General features: G+C 61.4%; 17 protein-coding genes. 10 read left to right on the forward strand and 7 right to left on the reverse strand.

The annotated features are described in order from the left end of the window. The first annotated feature begins 237 nt into the window (after positions 1 to 237). The 9 genes from dltA to ADJ70_RS04680 all read left to right on the forward strand — a co-directional run bounded on the left by dltA (position 238) and on the right by ADJ70_RS04680 (position 11,011). Entirely contained in the window at positions 238 to 1,818 is a 1,581-nt protein-coding gene (gene dltA / locus ADJ70_RS04640; RefSeq protein ID WP_050343933.1) for a D-alanine--poly(phosphoribitol) ligase subunit DltA, read from the forward strand. Positions 1,819 to 1,836: 18 nt separating this feature from the next. After that, positions 1,837 to 3,024: a D-alanyl-lipoteichoic acid biosynthesis protein DltB gene (gene dltB / locus ADJ70_RS04645; RefSeq protein WP_050343935.1), complete on the forward strand. Its 1,188-nt coding sequence runs from the start codon at positions 1,837 to 1,839 to the stop codon at positions 3,022 to 3,024. Beyond that, the gene (gene dltC, locus ADJ70_RS04650; protein WP_050343937.1) at positions 3,017 to 3,274 is read left to right on the forward strand and encodes a D-alanine--poly(phosphoribitol) ligase subunit DltC; all 258 of its coding nucleotides are present in this window, start codon (positions 3,017 to 3,019) and stop codon (positions 3,272 to 3,274) included. Before dltB ends, dltC begins: the two co-directional genes overlap by 8 nt. 10 nt (positions 3,275 to 3,284) lie before the next feature. After that, positions 3,285 to 4,613 (forward strand): D-alanyl-lipoteichoic acid biosynthesis protein DltD, encoded by a 1,329-nt coding sequence (gene dltD, locus ADJ70_RS04655; RefSeq protein ID WP_050343939.1) that lies wholly within the window; start codon positions 3,285 to 3,287, stop codon positions 4,611 to 4,613. 2 nt (positions 4,614 to 4,615) lie between these two features. Continuing rightward, positions 4,616 to 4,807, forward strand: coding sequence for a hypothetical protein (locus ADJ70_RS04660; protein ID WP_050343941.1), 192 nt, complete (start codon positions 4,616 to 4,618; stop codon positions 4,805 to 4,807). Then, on the forward strand, positions 4,794 to 6,551 hold the full coding sequence (locus tag ADJ70_RS04665) for a serine hydrolase (protein ID WP_083443815.1): 1,758 nt from the start codon (positions 4,794 to 4,796) through the stop codon (positions 6,549 to 6,551). Before ADJ70_RS04660 ends, ADJ70_RS04665 begins: the two co-directional genes overlap by 14 nt. Before the next feature lie 50 nt (positions 6,552 to 6,601). Continuing rightward, on the forward strand, positions 6,602 to 8,311 hold the full coding sequence (locus ADJ70_RS04670; protein WP_050343943.1) for a class I SAM-dependent DNA methyltransferase: 1,710 nt from the start codon (positions 6,602 to 6,604) through the stop codon (positions 8,309 to 8,311). Positions 8,312 to 8,317: 6 nt separating this feature from the next. Further along, a complete protein-coding gene (locus ADJ70_RS04675; RefSeq protein ID WP_172674445.1) occupies positions 8,318 to 9,172 on the forward strand; it encodes a hypothetical protein in 855 nt (284 codons plus the stop codon). A 216-nt stretch (positions 9,173 to 9,388) separates the two neighbouring features. Continuing rightward, on the forward strand, positions 9,389 to 11,011 hold the full coding sequence (locus ADJ70_RS04680) for a 4Fe-4S dicluster domain-containing protein (RefSeq protein ID WP_050344771.1): 1,623 nt from the start codon (positions 9,389 to 9,391) through the stop codon (positions 11,009 to 11,011). 116 nt (positions 11,012 to 11,127) lie between these two features. On the opposite strand, the gene ADJ70_RS04685 is transcribed toward ADJ70_RS04680, so the two are convergent. From ADJ70_RS04685 to ADJ70_RS04695, 3 genes are all read right to left on the reverse strand, one after another. After that, positions 11,128 to 11,436, reverse strand: coding sequence for a hypothetical protein (locus ADJ70_RS04685; protein WP_050343948.1), 309 nt, complete (start codon positions 11,434 to 11,436; stop codon positions 11,128 to 11,130). Between the two features lie 165 nt (positions 11,437 to 11,601). After that, entirely contained in the window at positions 11,602 to 12,249 is a 648-nt protein-coding gene (locus ADJ70_RS04690) for an HAD family hydrolase (protein WP_050343950.1), read from the reverse strand. Positions 12,250 to 12,309: 60 nt separating this feature from the next. Continuing rightward, a complete protein-coding gene (locus ADJ70_RS04695; RefSeq protein ID WP_050343952.1) occupies positions 12,310 to 13,101 on the reverse strand; it encodes a TIGR00730 family Rossman fold protein in 792 nt (263 codons plus the stop codon). A 778-nt stretch (positions 13,102 to 13,879) separates the two neighbouring features. Between ADJ70_RS04695 and hcp the strand changes: the two genes are divergently transcribed. Continuing rightward, positions 13,880 to 15,472, forward strand: a complete 1,593-nt coding sequence (gene hcp, locus ADJ70_RS04700; protein ID WP_050343954.1) for a hydroxylamine reductase — start codon at positions 13,880 to 13,882, stop codon at positions 15,470 to 15,472. A 170-nt stretch (positions 15,473 to 15,642) separates the two neighbouring features. Here hcp and ADJ70_RS04705 read toward each other — a convergent pair whose 3' ends face one another. The 4 genes from ADJ70_RS04705 to ADJ70_RS04720 all read right to left on the reverse strand — a co-directional run bounded on the left by ADJ70_RS04705 (position 15,643) and on the right by ADJ70_RS04720 (position 20,377). After that, positions 15,643 to 16,767, reverse strand: coding sequence for a PASTA domain-containing protein (locus ADJ70_RS04705; RefSeq protein WP_050343956.1), 1,125 nt, complete (start codon positions 16,765 to 16,767; stop codon positions 15,643 to 15,645). 276 nt (positions 16,768 to 17,043) lie between these two features. Next, positions 17,044 to 17,967, reverse strand: a complete 924-nt coding sequence (locus tag ADJ70_RS04710) for a spermidine synthase (protein ID WP_050343957.1) — start codon at positions 17,965 to 17,967, stop codon at positions 17,044 to 17,046. Between the two features lie 211 nt (positions 17,968 to 18,178). Further along, positions 18,179 to 18,667 (reverse strand): D-aminoacyl-tRNA deacylase, encoded by a 489-nt coding sequence (gene dtd / locus ADJ70_RS04715; RefSeq protein WP_050344772.1) that lies wholly within the window; start codon positions 18,665 to 18,667, stop codon positions 18,179 to 18,181. 12 nt (positions 18,668 to 18,679) lie between these two features. Then, positions 18,680 to 20,377, reverse strand: a complete 1,698-nt coding sequence (locus ADJ70_RS04720; RefSeq protein WP_253273232.1) for a carboxypeptidase M32 — start codon at positions 20,375 to 20,377, stop codon at positions 18,680 to 18,682. Positions 20,378 to 20,585 lie beyond the last annotated feature (208 nt).

Genomic DNA, 20,585 nt, shown 5'->3' on the forward strand with positions numbered 1-20,585 from the left:
CCGCCCGAGTTGCCTTTCGCTCGTGCTCTGCCTGCAGTTCTGCGGCCGCACGGCACTCAACGACCGGGGTGCCTGCGGGACAGGAGGGTGACCTTCCGCTCCACGAGAGAGGTAAGGAGCAGGTGCTTCTGTGCATTCCGTATTGATGCGCGTTCTCTTATCACCCTGCATCCCTTTTGCACATCGGGCGCGTATCGTCTGCCTATTAGTCGGTACGCAGCTTTGGGAAGGGGCATCATGTGTACTGAAGCGCAGGCTGGAGTGACCAACGAGCTTCTTGACGCCGTCATGAGGGCGGCGGACGAGACACCCGATGCCGTCGCGTACCACACTCACGGCGTCGATGACGTCAGCTACGCCAGTCTCTGGGATGGTGCCTGCCGTATCGCGTGGGCCCTGCTCGATCACGTGCCCAACAAGGCGCCTGTCATCGTGTACTCGGGCAAGACCCCGCTCGCCGTCATGTCGTTTCTGGGCTGCTTGCTCGCGGGCCATGCGTTCGTGCCCGTAGACTCGGAGCTGCCGGTGCAGCGCGTGCATGACATCGCCTCGCAGATCGAGGGCGCGGTGCTCCTTGCCTGTGAGGACGTTCCGCACGAGCTCGCACACGACCTCGAGAGCGGCCTTGTCGTGGACGTGCGCAGGGTCCTCGATACGAGCGAGCACATCAGGGGCCGTCAGAGCACCCCGCCTCGCGAGAGTTGGGTCAAGGGTGAGGACACCCACTACATCATCTTCACCTCGGGCTCGACCGGCCGTCCCAAGGGCATCGAGGTCTCGGCCGCAAACGTCGCCAACTTCATGCGCTGGCTGCGCGGGTTCCCGCTCGTGTGCGATGGGGGACGGACCTTTCTTGACCAGGCTCACTACTCCTTCGACCTCTCGGAGTACGAGCTGGTGGGTTCCCTTGCCACGGGCGGGAGGCTGCATGCCGTCTCGAGCGAGGTCGCCAAGGACTATCGGACACTCTTCGATGAGCTTGCGGCCTCTGAGGTGGAGATCTGGGTCTCGACGCCCTCGTTTGCCGACTTCTGCCTGGTGGACAAGGACTTCTCCAGAGAGCTTCTGCCTGAGCTTGGCATGTTCCTCTTTTGTGGTGAGGAGCTGCATCGCACGACCGCCCACGAGCTGCGTAGGCGCTTTCCCAAGGCACGTATCGTCAATACCTACGGCCCCACCGAGTCAACGGTGGCCGTCACCTACGTCGAGCTTTCCGATGAGGAGCTGTCCGGTGGTGAGGGGGCGCTTCCCGTCGGCCGTCCGCGTGAGGGTACGGAGCTTCGCATCGTAGACCCCGACACGGGCAGGGCCTGTCCGGCGGGTGTCTCTGGCGAGATCGTGATTGTGGGTGACACCGTGGCGAAGGGCTACTACGAGAACCCCGAGAAGACTCAAGAGGCCTTCTTCCAGACCGAGCTGGCCGACGGTACGCCCACGCGAGGCTACCATACCGGTGACCTTGGCCATGTGGACGAGGGCGGCATGCTCTTCTGCGAGGGTCGCTTCGACTCGCTCGTCAAGCTCAACGGCTTTCGGATAGAGCTCGGTGAGGTCGAGGGTTGCCTGGCAGAGGCGCCTGGCGTTGCCCAGGCGGCGGTCGTTCCCGTCAGGCGCGACGGGCGCGTCAGGAGCCTGCGAGCCTTCGTCGTCCTCGAGGAGCGCTTGGACGATGGCGACTTCGAGCTCGCGCGCCGCCTCAAGGGCTTTCTCTCGTCGCACCTGCCTTCCTACATGGTGCCCCGCTCGATCAAGTTCGTCGAGCGCATGCCGCTCACGGCCAACGGGAAGGTTGACCGCAAGGCCCTTCAGCGGACGTAGCGAAGGTAGCCTTGACCCATGGCCTTCTTTGTTGACCCCAGCTTCTTCATCGTGCTTTTTGTGTCTGTCGTGGTTGCTGCCGTGCTCGGGCTTAGCGAGAGACCGTTGGCGCCTTGGGGCATGGTCGTCTCGGCGCTATTGCTCGCGGGTCTCTTCTGGGGTGAGGTCGCGCAGCTCGTGGCGCTTGCGCTCTTTGTTGCGCTGTCGCTTGCCTGCACCCGCTGGCTCATGGCGGCGCCTGGGCAGAGGGGGCGTTTCGTAGCCTCGGTGCTCCTCGTCGTGGCTCCCCTCGTTATCTATAAGCTCACGCTGTCACTCACGTCGGCGGGCCTTCTCGGTTTCGTGGGCATCAGCTACGCCACCTTCAAGTCGGTGCAGGTGCTGATGGAGGTCCACGACGGGCTCATCGAGCCCAAGGGCCTGCGCGTGGCTGACCAGCTCTACTTTCTGCTGAACTTCTTCGAGTTCGATTCGGGTCCCATCGATCGCAGTCGCCGCTTTGTCGAGGACGTTCACCGCAGGCTTCCGCGTGACGAGTATGCCGAGCTGCTCGCCAAGGGCATCCTCTTGATCTTGGGTGGCCTCGCCTACAAGATGGTGATCGCCTCCCTCATCCACAAGGGCTACTCCCTCGTCGCCTGGGGAGACGGCCCTGTCTGGCAGGAACTCTGGACGCAGGTCATCGTTTGCTACCGCTATGGGCTCTACCTCTTCTTCGACTTCGCGGGCTACACGATGATGGCCATGGGCGCCGGCTACTGCCTGGGCGTGAGGGTCCCGCGCAACTTCCGGGCGCCGTTTTTGGCCCAGGACCTCATTGACTTCTGGAACCGCTGGCACATCACGCTCTCCTCCTGGCTCAGGGACTTCGTGTTCATGCGCGTCACACGCCTGCTCATGAAGCGCAAGGTCTTCATGGGCAGGAAGGGGAGGCTTCGCACGGCCCAGCTTGGCCTTTTTGCCAACATGCTGCTCATGGGCTTCTGGCACGGGGTGACGGTGGACTACGTGGGCTACGGCATCTATCACGGCATCCTCATGGCCGCAACAGAGGGTTGGCACAAGAGTGGGTACTATAAGGCGCACAAGGATGCGACGTGGTTCAAGGTCGCCTCGTGGTTCGTGACGATGCAACTGGTGTTCGTGGGCTTTGCGCTGTTCTCTGGGCAGCTGAGCTTCGTCCTGAAAGGAGTTTTGAATGGGTGAGAAGATATCCGAGGTCGAGCTGGAACGTCGCATGCTTGACCTCATGGAGGAGGTCTGCGAGGACGAGGCCGTACGCGACCATCGCGACGAGGACCTCTTTGAGCTGGGACTGCTCGATTCCATGGCCGCCGTGGAGCTCTTGGTGGGGATAGAGGAGGAGTTCGGCGTCTCCATAGCGCCAACGGAGCTTCCCCGTGATCAGATGAATACGGTCAACAAGATCATCGCCCAGGTGGCGAGCAGGCTGTAGGTCCCGCCGCATGTCAGGCAAAACGGGACAAGCTGTTGAGAAGGACGTGTCCCTTCTCACGAGGAGAAGCCTGCTTGCGGGTGTGGGCGCGGGCCTTTCCGCCTTCGCGGTAGGATGTGTCGCCCTCGACCGTCTCGTGCTGCCAGGGGCGGGCCGGGCGGCGGACTGGCGGCTCTATGATTACGTCTACGTTGACGGTAAGTCGAACATCAGCTCGTTTGTCGTGAGCAACATGGCCGAGGGCAGTCACATCTGCCTCGGCTCATCTGAGTTCTTCATCTCGAAGGATCGTGTGTCGACTTGTCCGCAGGTGGTCTTTGGCGAGCACGTCACCGGTGTCGACATGACCTACGTCGGCGAGACGATGGAGCAGAGCCTCTGGCACTGTATATCGGCGGGCGCCTATGCGCGAAGACTATCTGGTGACAGGAGGGTCATGCTCGTCGTCTCCCCCCAGTGGTTCTTTAAGGGCTCAGGGGATGCGAGCAAGTTCTCGTCGAAGTTCAGCTATTCGCTCTATCAGGAGTTCTGCGACAACCCCAGCATCTCAAACGAGACGAGGGCCTACGTGCGTGGCCGTGTAGGCGCCTTGGGTGTCGATACCAAGCAGATCGCCGCCGCCAACCGGGACACGCCCGCCTCTGTCCTGGACGCCGCCGCCTACTATGAGGCCGACCAGCTCTTGCTGCGCTCCAAGCTGGGCGACATCATAGCGAGGGCGCCTGCCAAGGGCGACGTGCGCTGGGCGGGCGTGCCCACCGGCGAGCCCGACTGGGCCCAGCTCATCGCAGACGGTATCGCCGAGGGAAGGCGAAGGTGCACGAACAACGACTACTACGTGGACGACTCATTCTGGGATGCCCACTCCAATGATAGCTACCAGGTGGGCGAGAACTTCCATGAGGCCGACGACGAATATGCTGACTTCGCGCGCCTCCTTGGGGTCTGTGGGGAGTGCGACCTCACGCCGCTGGTGTGCATCCTTCCGATACACGGCCTTTGGTATGACCACTGTGGGGTGTCGGGCGATGAGCGCCAGGCCTATTATCGGCGCGTGCGCGGCCTCTGTGACGAGGCAGGAGCGAGCTACATGGACTTCTCGAGCTGCGAGTACGAGAGGTACTTCTTCTATGACACCACGCACCCCGGCTGGGTCGGCTGGGTGCGCATAGAGCAGTCCTACTTCGACTTCATGATGGGCAGGGACGACCCCTTCCTGGGCGGCGGCAGCCATGGAGAGGCAGCAGGGCTCTTATCGCCCGACGCGACACAGGCGGCAGGCGACGGCGACGCCAATGGCGATGCCGCCACATCTGTCACGAGCGGGGAGGGGAGTTGACGATGGGCAGATCTATGCAGCTCGGCCCGCTGTCGCGCGCCAAGGCCTGGCTGATGGCCCGCGCCGGGCGTCACCCTCGCATCATGGGTGCCCTGGCCGGTGCCCTTGCCTGCGCGCTGTGCGCCCTGCTTTTGTGGTTCATCGTGTTCTCGGGTATGAACGGGCCGGTGCAGTTTGTCTATGCGGGATTCTAGGGCGAGCGCAGGGTCTGGGACGGATGGGGTAGGCGAGCTGATCCGTGGCCTTGTGACGCTGTTGGCCCTGTGCGTCCTTGTCCTTGGCTGCTGCGCGCTTTCCGGACACATCCATGCGTTCATGCGACATAGTGTGGGATATGTGGGAGAAGCCGTACCGGTGGACGGCGCCGTCATCTCGGATGATCAAGATGCTGGACCAGGTGGTCTCTCGCAGACACGGGAGCACGGCGTCCCAAACGACCTTACGGATGACCAGTGGCCAGATGGCAGCCAGCCTGACGGTCCCGTTGTCTTGGGTGATAGCTGGTTCGACGATGATGACGAGGAGGCCTTCGAGCCCAAGAACGTTGAGGCCACGCCACCCGCAGACGTGCTCGAGGCGCGCCTTGACGCCTACCTGAATGCCAACTTTCCAAAGACGGGCCTTCCTGGCGTCGCCGTTGCCGTCGTCGATACCCACGGCACCCTCTACGAGCGCACCTTGGGTGACTGCACAGATACGAACTCGACCTTCATCATCGGCTCGCTCTCGAAGTCGTTCACTGCGATCGCCGTCATGCAGCTCGTGGATCAGGGAAGGGTTGACCTCGACCTTCCCGTCTCGACCTACCTTCCCGACTGCGGTGAGCCCGACAGTGTCACGGTGCGCTCGCTCCTCAACCAGACGAGCGGCTTTGGCTTCTTTGACTCGCTTGCCGACGCGCGACCCGGTCAGACCGTGGGCTCCTTCTCCTACTCCAACGCCAATTACGACTACCTCGGTAAGGTGATAGAGCGGGTGAGCGGGCAGAGCTACGCTGCCTACCTGAGTGACAACGTGTTTCGCCCCCTTGGGATGGACGATGCGAGCATCGATCCTGATGCGGGTGGCTCTGTCGCGCTCGGCCATCGCAACTGGTTTGGGCTCAACATAGCGGATGGTTACGTCCACGAGGATGGCGATGACGCCTGGGGCGGTCCATCCTCGGGCTATGTGCGGGCCAGCCTGAGTGACATGGAGAGGTACCTGCGCATGTACCTCAATGGCGGTGACGGCGTCCTCAACGCTGTGTCCATGCGACGTCTCGCCCTCAGCCGGGTGTGTCAGCCTGGGAGTGACATGAGCTACGGTATGGGTTGGTTCACGTACTTCTGGGATAACGGCGAGATGGTCATGACCCATGACGGTGACGTCGAGAACTACGTCGCGCACATGGTCGTGTTACCGTCGCGAGGCATCGCGATCGTTCTCATGGGCAACGCGGGTGACGTCTTTGGGGGCAACGACGCCTTCTTTCAAATGGCAGACGGCGTGAACGCGATAGCCGTCGGCTCGGATGCAGCCGAGGTGGACGGAAGCTATGGCATGGCACAGCATGCGGGCTATGACCTCCTGTATGTGCTTGGCCTTGGCGCTGCGCTCTGGGGCCTCGTGAGCTCAAGACGCTGGCTTTATCGCCTTGAGGCTGCTCTCGAGGCGGGCGAGGCGCAGGGGCTGGTGGCTCGTGCGGTCGTGGCCCATGTGCTCCTTCCCGCCTGTCTCCCATGGATCGCCGTCAGCTTCGAGGGGAACTGGCGTGACTTCTCGACCTTCGTGCCCGATGCCGCGCTGGTGGTCATCGTGCTCTGTGTGCTCCTCTCGCTTGGTGGCGTACTGCGCCTTGCGGGTGCCTGGCGGGCGGGTTTGCTGGGTGGGCATCGCCAGGCTTGTGCCAGGATCTTGCCAGGCCAAAAAGCTGCGTCATCGTCTCAGGGCGATTGATGATGCTTCTGCGCTATGGGACAATGGTCTAGCGAAACGGGAGGTGTGTTGTGGCATATGGGTCCATACTCAGCGCGGAGCTCGACAGCGCGGGTTCGCGCAAGGAGCGCGGCGCCTTCTTCACGCCCCCTCAGGTGGCGGACTTTCTCGCGGACTTTGCCGTTAAGCGCAAGGAGGATCGTGTCCTCGAGCCTGCGGCGGGTGAGGCGGTGTTCATCTCTGCCGTCGCGTCACGCCTCAGTGGACTGGGTGCTTCGGGTACAGACATCCGTGCTCAGGTAGAGGGCTATGAGCTTCACGGCGCATCTGCAGCAGCGGCCAGGGAGCGTCTTGGGAATCAGGGCATTGACGTTGGTATACACGTCGGAGACTTCTTTGAGATGCCACCACGCGCAACGTTCGATGCCGTCGTAGGCAATCCGCCCTACATACGCTACCAGAGCTTTACCGGAAGGCAACGCGCCATTGCGAGAGAGGACGCGCTTCGTGCGGGGGTGCGCCTGGGTGCCTTGGCCTCGTCCTGGGCGGCATTCACGGTTCATGCGACGCAATTTTTGCGAGAGGGGGGCAGGTTGGCGTTTGTGCTGCCCGCTGAGCTGTTGAGCGTCAACTATGCGGCACCCGTACGACGTTATCTCCTCTCATCGTTCTCGTCGGTTTGTCTGGTGCTCTTTGAGGACCCGATTTTTCCCGAGGTGCAGGAGGAGGTCATCCTGCTGTTGGCAGACGGCTTCGGTCTGGGCTCTTCGGATGCGTTGCTCCTGCAGCAGGTGCGCTCCCTCGACGAGCTGGGAAAAAACCGCAGCAATCTTCTGCCCGTCTCGGGTGATGAGCGTTGGCCCATTGGCCCTGACGGACATCTTGCCCAGCGGTATCTCCATGAGCTCGATGCAAGCGCCTTCTCGTCGCTGTCTGAGTGGGGCAGGGTGCGCCTTGGGGCGGTCACGGGCGCGAACTCGTTCTTCGCCCTGTCCCAGGAGGGTGCAAGAGACCATGGGCTACCCCCACAAGACCTGTTGCCGCTCTGTCCGCCGGGCTCCCGCCACCTGAGGGGGCTGTCCATCGGAGAGGAGGATCTGAGGCTGCTTGCTGCCGCAGGACGGAGGACCTGCCTCTTCTATCCGCTGGAGCCTCTCGATGCTCCGAGCCGTGCCTATGTCTCGTACGGGGAGGAGCGTGGCGTTGCGAATGCCTATAAGTGCAGGGTGAGGAAACCTTGGTGGCGAGTGCCCGGGTTGAGGGTGGCCGATCTCTTTCTCACGTACATGAATGGGTACGCGCCAAGCCTCTGCTCAAACGACATCGGAATCTATCACCTGAATTCGGTCCATGGCGTCTTTCTCGATTCTGACAAGAGGTCCATGGGCATGCGTTTGCTTCCGATGCTCATGCATTCGACGCCCGCGCTTCTGTCGGCCGAGCAGTACGGCCGGTCATACGGTGGGGGGCTGTTGAAGCTTGAGCCTCGCGAGGCGCTGCGCATCGCTGTCCCGAGCAGTTCGTTTGTGGGCTCTCATTGCGGGCGCCTGGCCCCGCTTCGCCGTGAGGTGTCGGCTGCCCTGAGGGCGGGTGACAGGGGGACGGCCACCGCAGCCGTGGACGAGGCCCTCCTTGAGTTAGGGGCTGTTGGACCACGCGCCATGGCCCAAATGGCCAAGCTCCTGCGGTCGCTTCGAGACAGAAGGTACCGAAGGGGTAGGGGCGTCCATGCGCTTCCTGTACACGACGCATGCTCGGCGTTGGATGGAGCAGGGGGCTGAGGGGATATGGATGCTCGAGCTCGGCACGATAAGATGCATGAAATCGGGCAGAGGATCGAGGAGTGGACGCTCCAGACTTGTCCGCCCCCGTTCTGGCGTTCGGATGGAACTCCAGATGTCAATTATGATCTGCTGAGAGAGGTCATGCGTGTTCCCGTGCGCTCGGGGGCGAGCGCGCGGTCGGGAAAGCTTGCCGCCGCGATCGATCTCTGGTGTGTTTGGGAGTTCGGGCATGCGGGCTTTTCTGGAGAAGGGCTCTGGCCGCAGCAGGTTGAGCCCCGCGTTATCGATCCCGTTGCCGAGAGGCTTATGGCACTGCTGCCGACCATCGGGGTGACAAAGACAGACGGGTTGAGGGGCAGGATCGGCAGCGTCGACGCCAAGGTCATGGGTTCTGTCTACACCAAGCAGGTGGATGTCGGGATGGCATCATGGCCCTCTGGACCGGAGCTTCTCATCTCTACGAAGACCATGGGTGGATCTTTCGGGAAGAACCTGGGCAACCGCTTCGAGGAGGCGTATGGAGATGTCAGGAATCTTCGCGAACGCCATCCTCTTGCGGGCCATGGGTTTTTGTTCGTCGTGGACGCAAGCATCGAGGGAGAGCTTGGGGCATTCGATAAGGTCGTGCATATGCTGCGTCAACTCTTGCAAGAGGGAAGGCTCTACGATGCGGTGGGACTGCTCGTGGCGGATTGGGGCAAGAAAGACGTGCAGGAGATTCCCACCCGTCTGCAGAAATCAGTTCCCAAGAAGCTGAGCCTAGAGAGCTTCTTTGGGACTCTCGTGCGGATAATCCTCGAGAACTCCCCCATGGACGCTCACCCAAGGGCAAGGGCCTACTATCCCTCCCTCATCTGAGGGGATGCTCGCAGGGTTCCCCATGCAGAGGTGGGTGTCTCCCAGGGATGGCCTTCCGGTGTGCGAATCTTTCTGACCGCAGGCCGTAACCACACCCCTATCTTGAGCTACATCCATCATAATGTTCATAGGGGAATTTTTTAGAGGAAGGGTGGCGCAGGTGCCGCAGGGCTACAGCGGTGCCATGTGCCAAAGGTCTATTGGAGAGGAATGCTCATGCCTGGTACTATGCGAGGAGTCTACACAAACCTGACTGAAATTCGACGTAAGGTATTTCGAGAGGTTGCGAAGGTCTGCTATCGGATGGGTGACGAACCCACGATGGATCGCAAGCAGATAGACGATGCCTTTGATGAGCTGCCGTTTCAGATCCTGCCAGGCGATGTCGCCACCTATCGAGAGAGTGTCTTTCTGGAGCGTGCCATCGTCGGGGAGCGCATCCGCCTTGCCATGGGACTCCCGCTGCAGGGAGTGGAGAAGCCGAGGCGCATCTCCGACGGCTTTAATGAGGCGGAGGTCGACAACGTCTCGTACTACAAGCCGCCACTCGTCAACGTCATCAAGTTTGCCTGCAACGCCTGTCAGGACAACGTCTACGAGGTCACGAATACCTGCCAGGGCTGTCTTGCCCATCCTTGTCGCGAGATCTGCCCAAAGCAGGCCATCTCGTTCGTGGATAAGAAGGCCCATATCGACCAGGACCTCTGCATCAAATGCGGACAGTGCGCTAAGGTCTGCCCGTACTCTGCCATCCACCACCATGTACGTCCTTGCGCCGCCGCCTGTGGCATGCATGCCATCAGCTCGGATGAGCACGGTCGCGCCGACATCGATTACGAGAAGTGCGTGAGCTGCGGTCAGTGTCTTGTGAACTGTCCCTTTGGTGCCATCGCTGACAAGAGCCAGATCGCTCAGGTCATCTGGGCCATCCAGCATGGCGATGAGGTCATCGCTGCCGTCGCCCCCTCCTTCGTGGGCCAGTTTGGTGGCAAGGGCAATGTGGGCAAACTGCGTGAGGCTTTCAAGCTGCTGGGCTTCTCGGGCGTCGAGGAGGTCGCGCTCGGTGCCGACCTCTGCACGGTCCAAGAGGCGGAGGACTTTCTCGACGAGGTGCCTGACGAGCTCCCCTTCATGGGTACGAGCTGTTGTCCCGCTTGGTCGGTCATGGCGAAGATGGAGTTTCCGAAGTATGCCCAGACCGTCTCGATGGCGCTCACGCCCATGACCTTGACGGCTCGCATGATTCGCATGCAGCATCCCCAAGCCAAGATCGTCTTCGTGGGGCCCTGCTCCGCCAAGAAGCTCGAGGCCATGCGCAAAAGCGTTCGCTCCGAGGTTGACTTCGTCCTCACCTTCGAGGAGATGTCCGGCATGATGGATGCCAAGGGCATTGACTACCTGAGCCTCAAGGATGACAACAAGAGTGACTTTGAGGTCGCGAGTACCGATGGCCGTAACTTCGCGGTCGCGGGCGGCGTCGCCACGGCCGTCGTCAATGCCGTCCACCGCATGCACCCTGATCTTGAGGTTAACGTTGTCCATGCTGAGGGCCTGGAGGATTGTCGCGCGATGATGAAGGATGCCGTCAGGGGCAAGTACCCAGGCTACCTGCTCGAGGGCATGGCGTGTCCGGGTGGCTGCGTTGCCGGAGCGGGTACTTTGGCGGCAATCAATAAGTCTACCGCTGCGGTGCATCGCTACGCCAAGCGCTCACCGCGCGAGAACTCAACCGAGAACTCCTATCGCATGCTCATTCCCGTGCTTGAGACAGGCTTCACGAAAAATGACAAGGACACTGAGGTGGAGGAGTCCCTTGTGGCCTCGAAGCCCGTCGAGTAGGGTTCAGCTAGGGTCAGCCTGACGGACAAGGGCGTACTGCAAGAGGGCCGCACCGGTATTCGATCCGGCACGGCCCTCTCCTCTACCTGGCACCTTCGTCGAGCGTGATCTACGCGTTAGGGTTCTTTCACGCCCTTGGTCGATGCGTAGAACTTTGCCGAGTCGAACACGTCCTTGATGGTCTTACCGTGCACGAAGGGAAGCGAGAGGAACTCGCTGACGGTCGGGACGAGCTCACTGCAGTCGATGAAGTGGTTCTTTGAGTTGCGCCTGCTGGTGTCCTGCGCGCGCCATGCCTCAAAGTTGACATCGGTGAGGTAGTAGACGTTGTTGTCGACCCTCATGTAGACCGAATGGTTCTTGTGCAGGTACTCGTCCAGTTCGTCGTAATTTATTTCGAGTGCCTCGGCAGCCTTCTTACCCATAAGTCCGTCCTTTCTCTAAAGGATCTGCCTCCTCAGCGCAGGAAGGATTTCCTACACCCTGATTCTACCCCTATCCCGCGATGGACTCCCAACGGTTAGGTCAGCGTTATCCTATGGCGTCTGGCGTGCATTCCTGCACGTAAAACACAGCAGGGTTCACGCAAGCTATAGTAGGATGGCCTCCGCAAGTTCCTCTGTGGTGTCTGCGATTGTTTTGGCGCCTCGCTTGACGAGGAAGTCACGGTCACGAAATCCCCAAGACACCGCTATGCAGTTACAGCCCGCGTTTGCTGCTGTCTCGAGGTCAACCTCGGAATCGCCAATGTAGACGCTCGTGGTGGTGTCAACCCTCAGCTCTGCCATGACCTTGAGGACCGTGTCGGGGGCAGGCTTGCGGCGGACGTCCTCTCGCTCGCCGACGGCAATGTTCAAGAGTCCTGGGAAATAGCTTGCAACGAGGTCCTGGACTGCTGAGTCCCCCTTGTTGGAGACCACACCGCGCAGGACACCCTCGCCAGAGAGAATCTCGAGCAGCTTCTTGATCTGTGGGTACGGGGTGGTGCGCTCGGCATTGTGGTGTGCGTAATGCTCCCTGAAGTCAAGATAGACCCTCGTCTCGAGCGTCTTGTCGGTCTGTGCGGGAACACTCAGGTGAATGAGACGACGCATGCCGTTTCCCAGAAAGGCACGGACCTCACTGCGCCTGCGCCTGGGCATCCCATTCTTGTCGAGGGCGACATTGACGGAGTTCCAGAGGTCATCCAAGGTATCCAGAAGTGTTCCGTCCAGGTCAAAGATAGCTGCCTTGTACACGCGTGCCTCCCTGTCTCGGTCTGCCTATCGCCATGGCCTGGCTTGTGCCGCAAGAGCCCGTCACCTGTCGATGATGTTGCTCGTCGCGATCTTAGCGGCCTCGTCCGGGTCGTCGGTGACGGTGACTGTCGAGTTGTCTCCCTTGGATATGTTACCGCTCGCGAGCATGGAGCCGTCGATCCAATCGGTGAGGCCGCGCCAATAGTCCCTTCCAAAGAGGACGATGGGGATCGAGGGGGACTTTCCCGTCTGCACGAGGGTGAGAAGCTCGAACATCTCGTCCATCGTGCCGAATCCCCCGGGGAAGAAGACGGCGCCTTGAGAGTACTTGACGAACATCGTCTTGCGTACGAAGAAGTAGCGGAAGGTCATGCCGAGGTTTACCCAGCGGTTGACGGCCTCCTCGAAGGGGAGCTCGATGCCAAGGCCGACCGAGATGCCGCCGCGCTCGGACGCTCCCTGGTTAGCTGCCTCCATGATGCCGGGGCCGCCCCCGGTGATGATGGCGGCGCCCTTCTTTGCGATGAGGCTGGCCGTACGACGAGCGAGTCCAAAGAGGGGGTCATCCTGCCTCGTGCGTGCCGACCCATAGATAGAGACGGCCGGCCCCAGCTTGGCGAGGGCGTTGAAGCCGTCCACGAACTCAGACTGTATGCGGAGCACCCGCCACGGATCACCATGCAGCCAGTCAGTGTCCTCGCCCGTGGCAAGGAGGTTTGCGCCCGCGCTTGAGTGGGGGATCATCTTGCCACGGAGTAGCACGGACCCGCTCCTGAAGGTGGGACCGAGGGGAGCTGTTGGGTTGGGGCCAGGGGCGTCTGCGCTACCCAAGGTGTTGTCATTATCGTGCATGGTCGTCCTTTCTCTGCGATCCTTCCATGGTACCCGTAAGTCTTGACCTATCGCCTCGCTGTAAGTTGCTGCCCGCCAGAAGGCCTCTATGGTGGCTACCTTTCATGGACAGGCCAGCGGTGCTCTCTCAGGCTGTTGTGCCGAACCCCACCTGCGGCCCTGCCGAAGATGGCGGACGACTCCCCAACTACGCCTCTCCCCGCGACCCGCACGCCCCCCGTCGCCGCGACAGCCTCGTGGGCGTGGCCGTCGCAGCGTCGTCCGGACGGCCCGCACGCCACCTCTCGCCTAGGCAGCGGGTCTGTGCGGCTCGGCCGTGCCACTCGGTGGCGCCGAGTGCGCGATGCGCGTGCCACTCGGTGGCGTCGAGTGGTGCGATATTTCCTGGCAACTGCGCATATGCTGACTCTTGTGCCACTCGGTGGTGCCGAGTGCGCGATGCGCGTGCCACTCGGTGGCGTCGAGTGGTGCGCCCGTGATACAGCGCGGCTCAGGGGCCATCAAAGAGGTAGGCGGCACCGGAGGGCAGCACGGCGGCCAAGGGCAGCTGGCCTACCCGTGAAAAGTAACCTATGGTGGTGCAGGGCCGTGCCGGCGGTGCAGGGCCGTATTGCCCACGCGCCGCCCATCTCGTACAAGAACTTTCTTTTTATGTTGGAATTACAACGACAATTCGCAAGGCCCTCGTTCATCATGGACGGTGCGTCATGGAAAGGGGAGGGACGAAGGCCTCGCGGCAAGGTTGACCCGAGGTGGCGTCCACAGGAGAGGAGAGACCATGGATCAGAAGATGTTTTGTTTTCAGTGCGAGCAGACTGCCAAAGGCATTGGTTGCACAGGCAATGCCGGCGTATGTGGCAAGTCGTTTGAGGTGGCAATTGACCAAGATGAGCTGACGGGCGCCCTCGTGGGTCTGTCCCGTACCTGCAAGGCCGCTGGCAGGCGCAGCAAGCGTGCCGATGAGCTCATCGTTGACAGCCTGTTTACCTGTGTCACTAACGTTGACTTCAATGAGGTGACCGTCAGGGCCCTCGTCGAGCAGGTTCGTGCCGAGAAGGAGCGCCTTGCTGCGGCCGCAGGCATTTCCGCTGCAGACGATCTGCTGCTTGGTACCGTCTGGACAGATGACGAGGACATTCGTTCACTCAAGTCGCTCGTCCTCTTTGGCCTGCGGGGCATGGCCGCCTATGCCTTCCATGCCCGCGTACTTGGTCGCACGGACGAGGGAGTGCAACAGTTCTTCGTAGACGCGCTCGCTGCCCTCGGCGAAACGGGCAGCGTCGATACGCTGTTGCCGCTCGTGCTCAAGGTAGGTGAGGTCAACTATACGGTCATGGCGATGCTCGATGAGGCAAACACTGGAACCTACGGTACCCCTGAGCCCACTGAGGTCTCTCTCACCATCGAGAAGGGTCCCTTTATCGTCGTGACTGGGCACGACCTCCATGACCTTGAGCTCTTGCTCAAGCAAACCGAGGGTACAGGCGTCAACGTATACACGCACGGCGAGATGCTGCCTGCCAATGCCTATCCTGGTCTCAAGAAGTACGCACATCTCAAGGGCAACTTTGGCACTGCCTGGCAGAACCAGCGAAAGGAGTTCGATGGCGTTCCGGGCGCCTTCCTCTTTACGACTAACTGCCTCATGCCACCTAAGCGCTCCTATGCGGATCGCATCTTCACGACCGAGCAGGTCTCCTTCCCCGAGATGGTGCACATCTCTGCCACCGAGGACGGCTCAAAGGACTTCTCACCCGTTATCGAGAAGGCCAAGGAGCTCGGTGGTTACGCCGAGAATCATACGATGAGCGGCATCAACGGTGGCCATACCGTCACGACGGGCTTCGGCCATGGCGCGGTCCTCTCTGTGGCCGACAAGATCGTCGAGGCCGTAAAGAGCGGACAGATCAAGCACTTCTTCTTGGTTGGCGGCTGTGACGGTGCCAAGCCTGGCCGCAACTACTACACCCAGCTCGTGGAGCAGGCACCTGCCGACACCGTCATCCTGACCCTTGCCTGCGGCAAGTATCGTTTCAATGACCTTGATCTTGGCACGATCGGCGGCATCCCCCGCCTGCTTGACGTCGGACAGTGCAATGACGCTTACGGGGCTATCCAAATTGCGCTTGCGCTGTCCAAGGCCTTCGATTGCGCCGTCAATGACCTGCCCCTCTCCTTCGTTCTCTCTTGGTATGAGCAGAAGGCCGTGTGCGTGTTGCTCACCTTGCTCTACCTGGGGATCACAGACATCAAGCTCGGGCCGACGCTTCCCGCCTTCGTGAGTCCTGGTGTACTCGAGGTGCTTGTGGAGAAGTTTGGTATCGGCCCCATAGCCTCGCCCGAGGCCGATCTCGCCCAACTGTTGGCATAGCCAAGCTCGTGCCCCGTAGGCCTCCGAGTACGAGGAACTGGATCCAACCGGGCAAACGCCACTACAGGTGTGCCCCGTAGGCTTGGGGACACCATGCGCAAACGTGCCACTGGACGCTGCAGTAGCCGACGTCCAGTGGCGTGCCGCTCTTCCAGTGGCGTGCCGCTCTCTTAGCGCGTCGCCATAATCCTGATGGTGACGGTCTCTCCTGTCTTGACACTGGTGCCTACGCTGGGAGAGACGCCCTGAACCGTCCCTGGAGTCGCGTCGATGTTCGTGATGTCGTCTCCGCGTTGCACGTTGAGGCCCATGCCCTGAAGCAGCGTCCGCGCATCCTCGAGCGGCATACCGATGATGTCTGGCACGGTGACCGAGGCTCCTGCAGCGTCGTTGTTCGCGGGGCCGCTGTTGGGGCTCTTGCCCTGTGAGATCACGAGGTCCACCTTGGTTCCCTTGGTCTTCTGGCTGCCAGCGGCGGGTCCTTGGCTTATGACCTTGCCCTTCTCGACCGTGTCCGAGTAGGCATAGGTCACGTCATCCTTTACGAACCAGTTGGAGGATGCGATGGCGTTCAGCGCGTCCTGCTCAGGGAGGCCGCTTAAGTTAGGTACTGGCTTGGTCTGGCCTGAACTCTTCCCGACCTTGATGGTGATGGTACTTCCTGCGGCAACCTCTGAGCCTGAGGGGGGGTCGGTGGCGATGACCCTGCCCGTATCACTCTCCATCTGGGTCTCCTGCTCTTTGACGGTTACCTTGTAGCCGCCTTCCTCCAGACTGCTCCTGGCATCTTCCTCGCTCATGCCGACAACATTCACAAGCTCGGTCTTGGTGAGCAGGCCAAAGGCGCCGGTGAGGATGATGCTTGATCCGATGGCAGCAAGGACGATGACGCAGACAAGTGCGTAGACCCAGTGCGGCACACGTCTCCAGAGCGATTGCTTGTTCGTCCTTTGCTTAGCGGTGTCACTGAGCAGGGGGGTTTGGACATCTGCGGCCTTGAAGGCGCCCGTCTCGCCAACGATGTCACCCTCCGAGGCTGCGTCGCCGCTCATCTCTTGGGCATCGACGCTTGCCTGAGCGCCCTCGTCGTTTCCGCCTGGGGCGCTACCAAGGGTGTCGAAATCAGGTAGTCGCTCCTCCAAGCTGTTTGTGGAGAAGTGCTGCCCGTTGCGGGCGTGAGCAGGGGGCCGCTGGTTGACAGGGGCGCCCGTCCCATCGTCTGGGGACGGGACGTCCGTATCGCCTGGGTCCTCGTCCGGATCTGAGTTCGAGACGGCTCTCTCATCCTCCCTCATACGCGTGCCCTCGCCTGCGTCAAGGTATGCAGATGTTTGAGACATTTCGGCGCGTATTGCGTGAGGCGTGCGAATACGCGTACCCTCGCCTGTGTCAAGGTATGCAGATGCCGGTCTTGCCTCTTCCGTGGGCGATGGTGCGAGATGGCGCGGTCTTTGGGACTCATCGCTTTCTGTGTGCTCGTCGTTCACGGTCCCCTCCCGATGTTTGATACAAAAGACTATACAGTGAGACTCGAGATAACTTAATGACCTCTGCGATAACATCACATCGCTCTAAGAGAAAGTGTCTGTGTCGACACTGGTATCTGCATCGGTGAGGATCTTTCCCCTCGGAGACGTGCCGCTTAGCTCAGAGGGCGCGAGATCGAACGTCTGGAGATGCTCCCATGCCTTATCGCTTGCGACGATGACGTTGTTATCGCGGGCAGAGGGATTGCGCCTGCCGCAGGGGAGGACCAGCACATGGGTGAACACCTGCTCGAGTGTGCGACACAGGTTGCGGATGAGTGCCGATTCCCTGCCCTCGAGGGCGCCGATGACGTTAACAAGGTATGCTCCACCTTGCGCAAGATGTCTGTGAATGAGCTGGGATGCTTCGATCGTCATGAGGCTCGCCACGGGCCTCTCGGCGGCAAAGCAGTCGTTGAGGATGAGGTCGTAGCAAACATCAGGATCGTCGGGCGCCCCCAGCTCAAGGAAGTCTCGCGCGTCGCAGACGAGGCTGCGCAGGCGGCTTGCACCGTTGCCCTGCTGGGCGAGCTGTTCGACTCGATCAAGGTAGAAGTGACGTCTTGCGATGTCAAGGATAAGGGGGTCCGCCTCGACGACGTCCACGCGCACATCGTCGAGGTGACAGAGAAGGTATTTTGGGTAGGAATATCCACCGCCTCCGAGCATGAGAATGGATGTGGGGTGGACGCGGGCAAGGGCGGTGTTGTAGAGAAGATGATAGGGAAAGACGAGCTCCGACCAGGCATCGTCCAAGAAGGTCGCGCTCTGCCAGCTGCCGTCCACCTTGAGGATGCGTATGGGCCGTCTGCCCCTGCTCTTTGTGTCGACTATCTCCACCTGGCCAAAGAGTGTCTCGGGATAGCGGACGACGACACGCTCGATGCGAGATCGTCCAAAAGGGGCAAGCTGCCCGAGGGTAGAGACGAACTTGTCCCAAAGCCCATCGTGTCGCGTACCCCTGCTCATGCGGCTCACCCATTCCTGTTGGTTGGCCAAGTGACATACCCCCGCCACCGAACATCGCCCTCATAATGATAGCGTGGGGCAAGGGTCCGGCACCTGAGGCCCCGTAATCTGCGGGGCATTAGCCTTTCGTCATCTGACCAGTTGAGATCTCATATCCAATATCCTCAATCTATAGGTGTCGATGGGTGCCAGCTTGGCAACCCATCGGGGATCACTCGTTGGCCTTCGTGCCATCTCCCCTCCTGCGCGGACCTGTGAGCTCGTCGCTGTCAAGGCAGATGGTGAAAGGTCCGTCGTTCACGAGCGCAACCTGCATGTTCGACCCAAAAACACCGCGTCCCACATGGCGGACATCCCTCTGCGCGATGGCGCAGAAGTGTTCGTAGAGTTCCTTGGCTACGCTTGGGGCCGCAGCGTCCGTAAAGCTTGGCCTGCGTCCACGCCGACAGTCGGCAAAGAGCGTGAACTGGCTCACGACGAGCACCTCCCCATCGACGTCGGCGAGCGAGAGGTTGACCTTGCCCGTCTCGTCCTCAAAGATACGCAGGTGCAGGATCTTGTCCCAGAGCGTCTGGGCGCAGGCCTCGTCATCGTCGTGCCCCACGCCAAGCAGGATAAGGTATCCCTGCGCGCAGCTTCCCACGACCTCGCCCGCCACCTCGACCGAGGCACTCCTCACGCGTTGGATGACCACCCTCATGAGCAAATTCCCCTACAGGCCGTAGAGGGCCGAGAACTTCTTGGTGAGGTAGTCGGTGTAGTAGCTCGTCGAGAAGGGCTCTTTGCAGGCGTCCATGATGAGCTCGCCGGCGTCCTTTGAGCGGCCATAGCGCCAGATGTGCTGGCGGAGCCAGTCGTGGATGGGCGTGAGCTTGCCGCTCGAGAGCACCCCCTCCCAGTCCATGCCCTCCTTGATCATCTGGGCGCGCAGCTGCGCCCCGATGGCACCGCCGAAGGCGTAGGTGGGAAAGTAGCCAAAGAGCCCGCTTGCCCAGTGCGTGTCCTGCAGGGCACCCTGAGCGTCGCCGTGGACGTTGACTCCCAGGTATTCCTTGTACTTTGCGTTCCAGATGCGGGGTACGTCCCTCGCGACGCACTCGCCGGAAAAGAGCAGCTGCTCTATCTCGTAGCGTATGAGTATGTGGATCGGGTAGCTGAGTTCGTCGGCCTCGGTGCGCACGGCCGTTCCCTCGGCACGGTTGGTCGCAAGATGGAGCTGGTTGGGCGTCACACGGCCGAGCTGACCCTTGAAGTGATCGGCCATGACCCTGATCAGTGGACCTGCGAAGGCGCGGGAGCGTCCTATGTAGTTCTCGAAGAAGCGCGACTGGCTCTCGTGCATGCCCGAGGAGGTGCCGCCCTTGAGCGAGCTGTAGTTGTAGTCGGGGTTGACGCCCAGCTCGTAGAGGGCGTGGCCCCCCTCGTGCAGCATCGTGAACACGTTGGAGCAGATGTCGTTCTCGTGGATGTGGCAGGCTATGATGGCATAGTTGGTCGTGAGGGCGTCTGAGTAGGGATGCTCGGCGGACACGAGCAGCACCCGGTTAGGAGCGAGCCCCTCGAGCTTCATGAGGTCGTTGGCAAGCTCCCACTGCCGCCTCTTGTCGAACTTGCCTGCGACGACCGTCCGCGAGGGCTGCGTCCCCTTCTCGCGGATCGCGGTGAGGAGCGGGACGACGCAGTCTTTGATTGTGGAGAAGAGCTCATCATAGAAGGCGCGGTCTGTCCCGTGCTCGAAGTTGTCGAGCCAGGTGTCGTAGGGGTCTGCGTCGGGTCTACGGGCGAGGGCGACCTTCCTCGCCGCAGCCACGACGCGATCGAGGTAGGGCTCAAAGTAGTACCAGTCGCTCGTCGCCTTGGCCCGGCGCCACACGTCGGACGACTTGGTTACCAGGCGCGAGAAGTTCGCTTGGAGCTCGACGGGCACGCCCAGGTGCTGCTCACGATCGCGCTGCAGGATCTTGATCTGAAGTTCCTGCATCTCGCTGAGGAGGTGTCCTAGGCCCGAGAGCCTGTCGAGGAGCGCTCCCGTCTCGGGCGAGCAGAGAAGGGCCTGATCCTCCTCCTCGAGGACGGCGAGCGCCTCCCCTCGGTCGCTCGTCGCCGCAGAGGGGTCGATGGAAGGTCCGTAGCACTCGAGGCCGATGCGCGCGTAGCGGTGGGCGTAGAGGTGATGCTCCAAGTTGTTGAGCGCCTCGATGTCGGCCTTCGGGTTGGTGATGGCGGCATGGGCGGGACGCCTGGGCATACCGCTCGGGCTTGTGGCTGACGAGGCGCGCGGACCGTCTGTCGCCGGCCTGCGGGCGGTTGGCGCGCTTGTGGGGTCGGGCGTCTTTGTGCCGGCGTCATCTGCGGCCCTCTCGTTTGGGTCTGGCATGTCTTGGGGGGTTGCCTCGGTACTCTTGTCCATGGTTCCTCGCTTCTGTCAGCGCCCCGAAGGGGCGTATGGGTATGTGACGGCAGCCTACATTGCTACAGTCTAACCTGTACGGGCCGTTTGGGGTACGTCTGTCGATGTGTGGCAGACAGACGTGCGCATTTAGGCGATACTTGTCGTGTGGGCAAGGTGCCGGGATCGGGCGCGACAGGCCCTCGTGGTCGCAGACGAAAGGGGTTGG

This window comes from Olsenella sp. oral taxon 807, from assembly GCF_001189515.2.
In the GTDB taxonomy this organism is placed as follows: Bacteria; Actinomycetota; Coriobacteriia; order Coriobacteriales; family Atopobiaceae; genus Olsenella_F.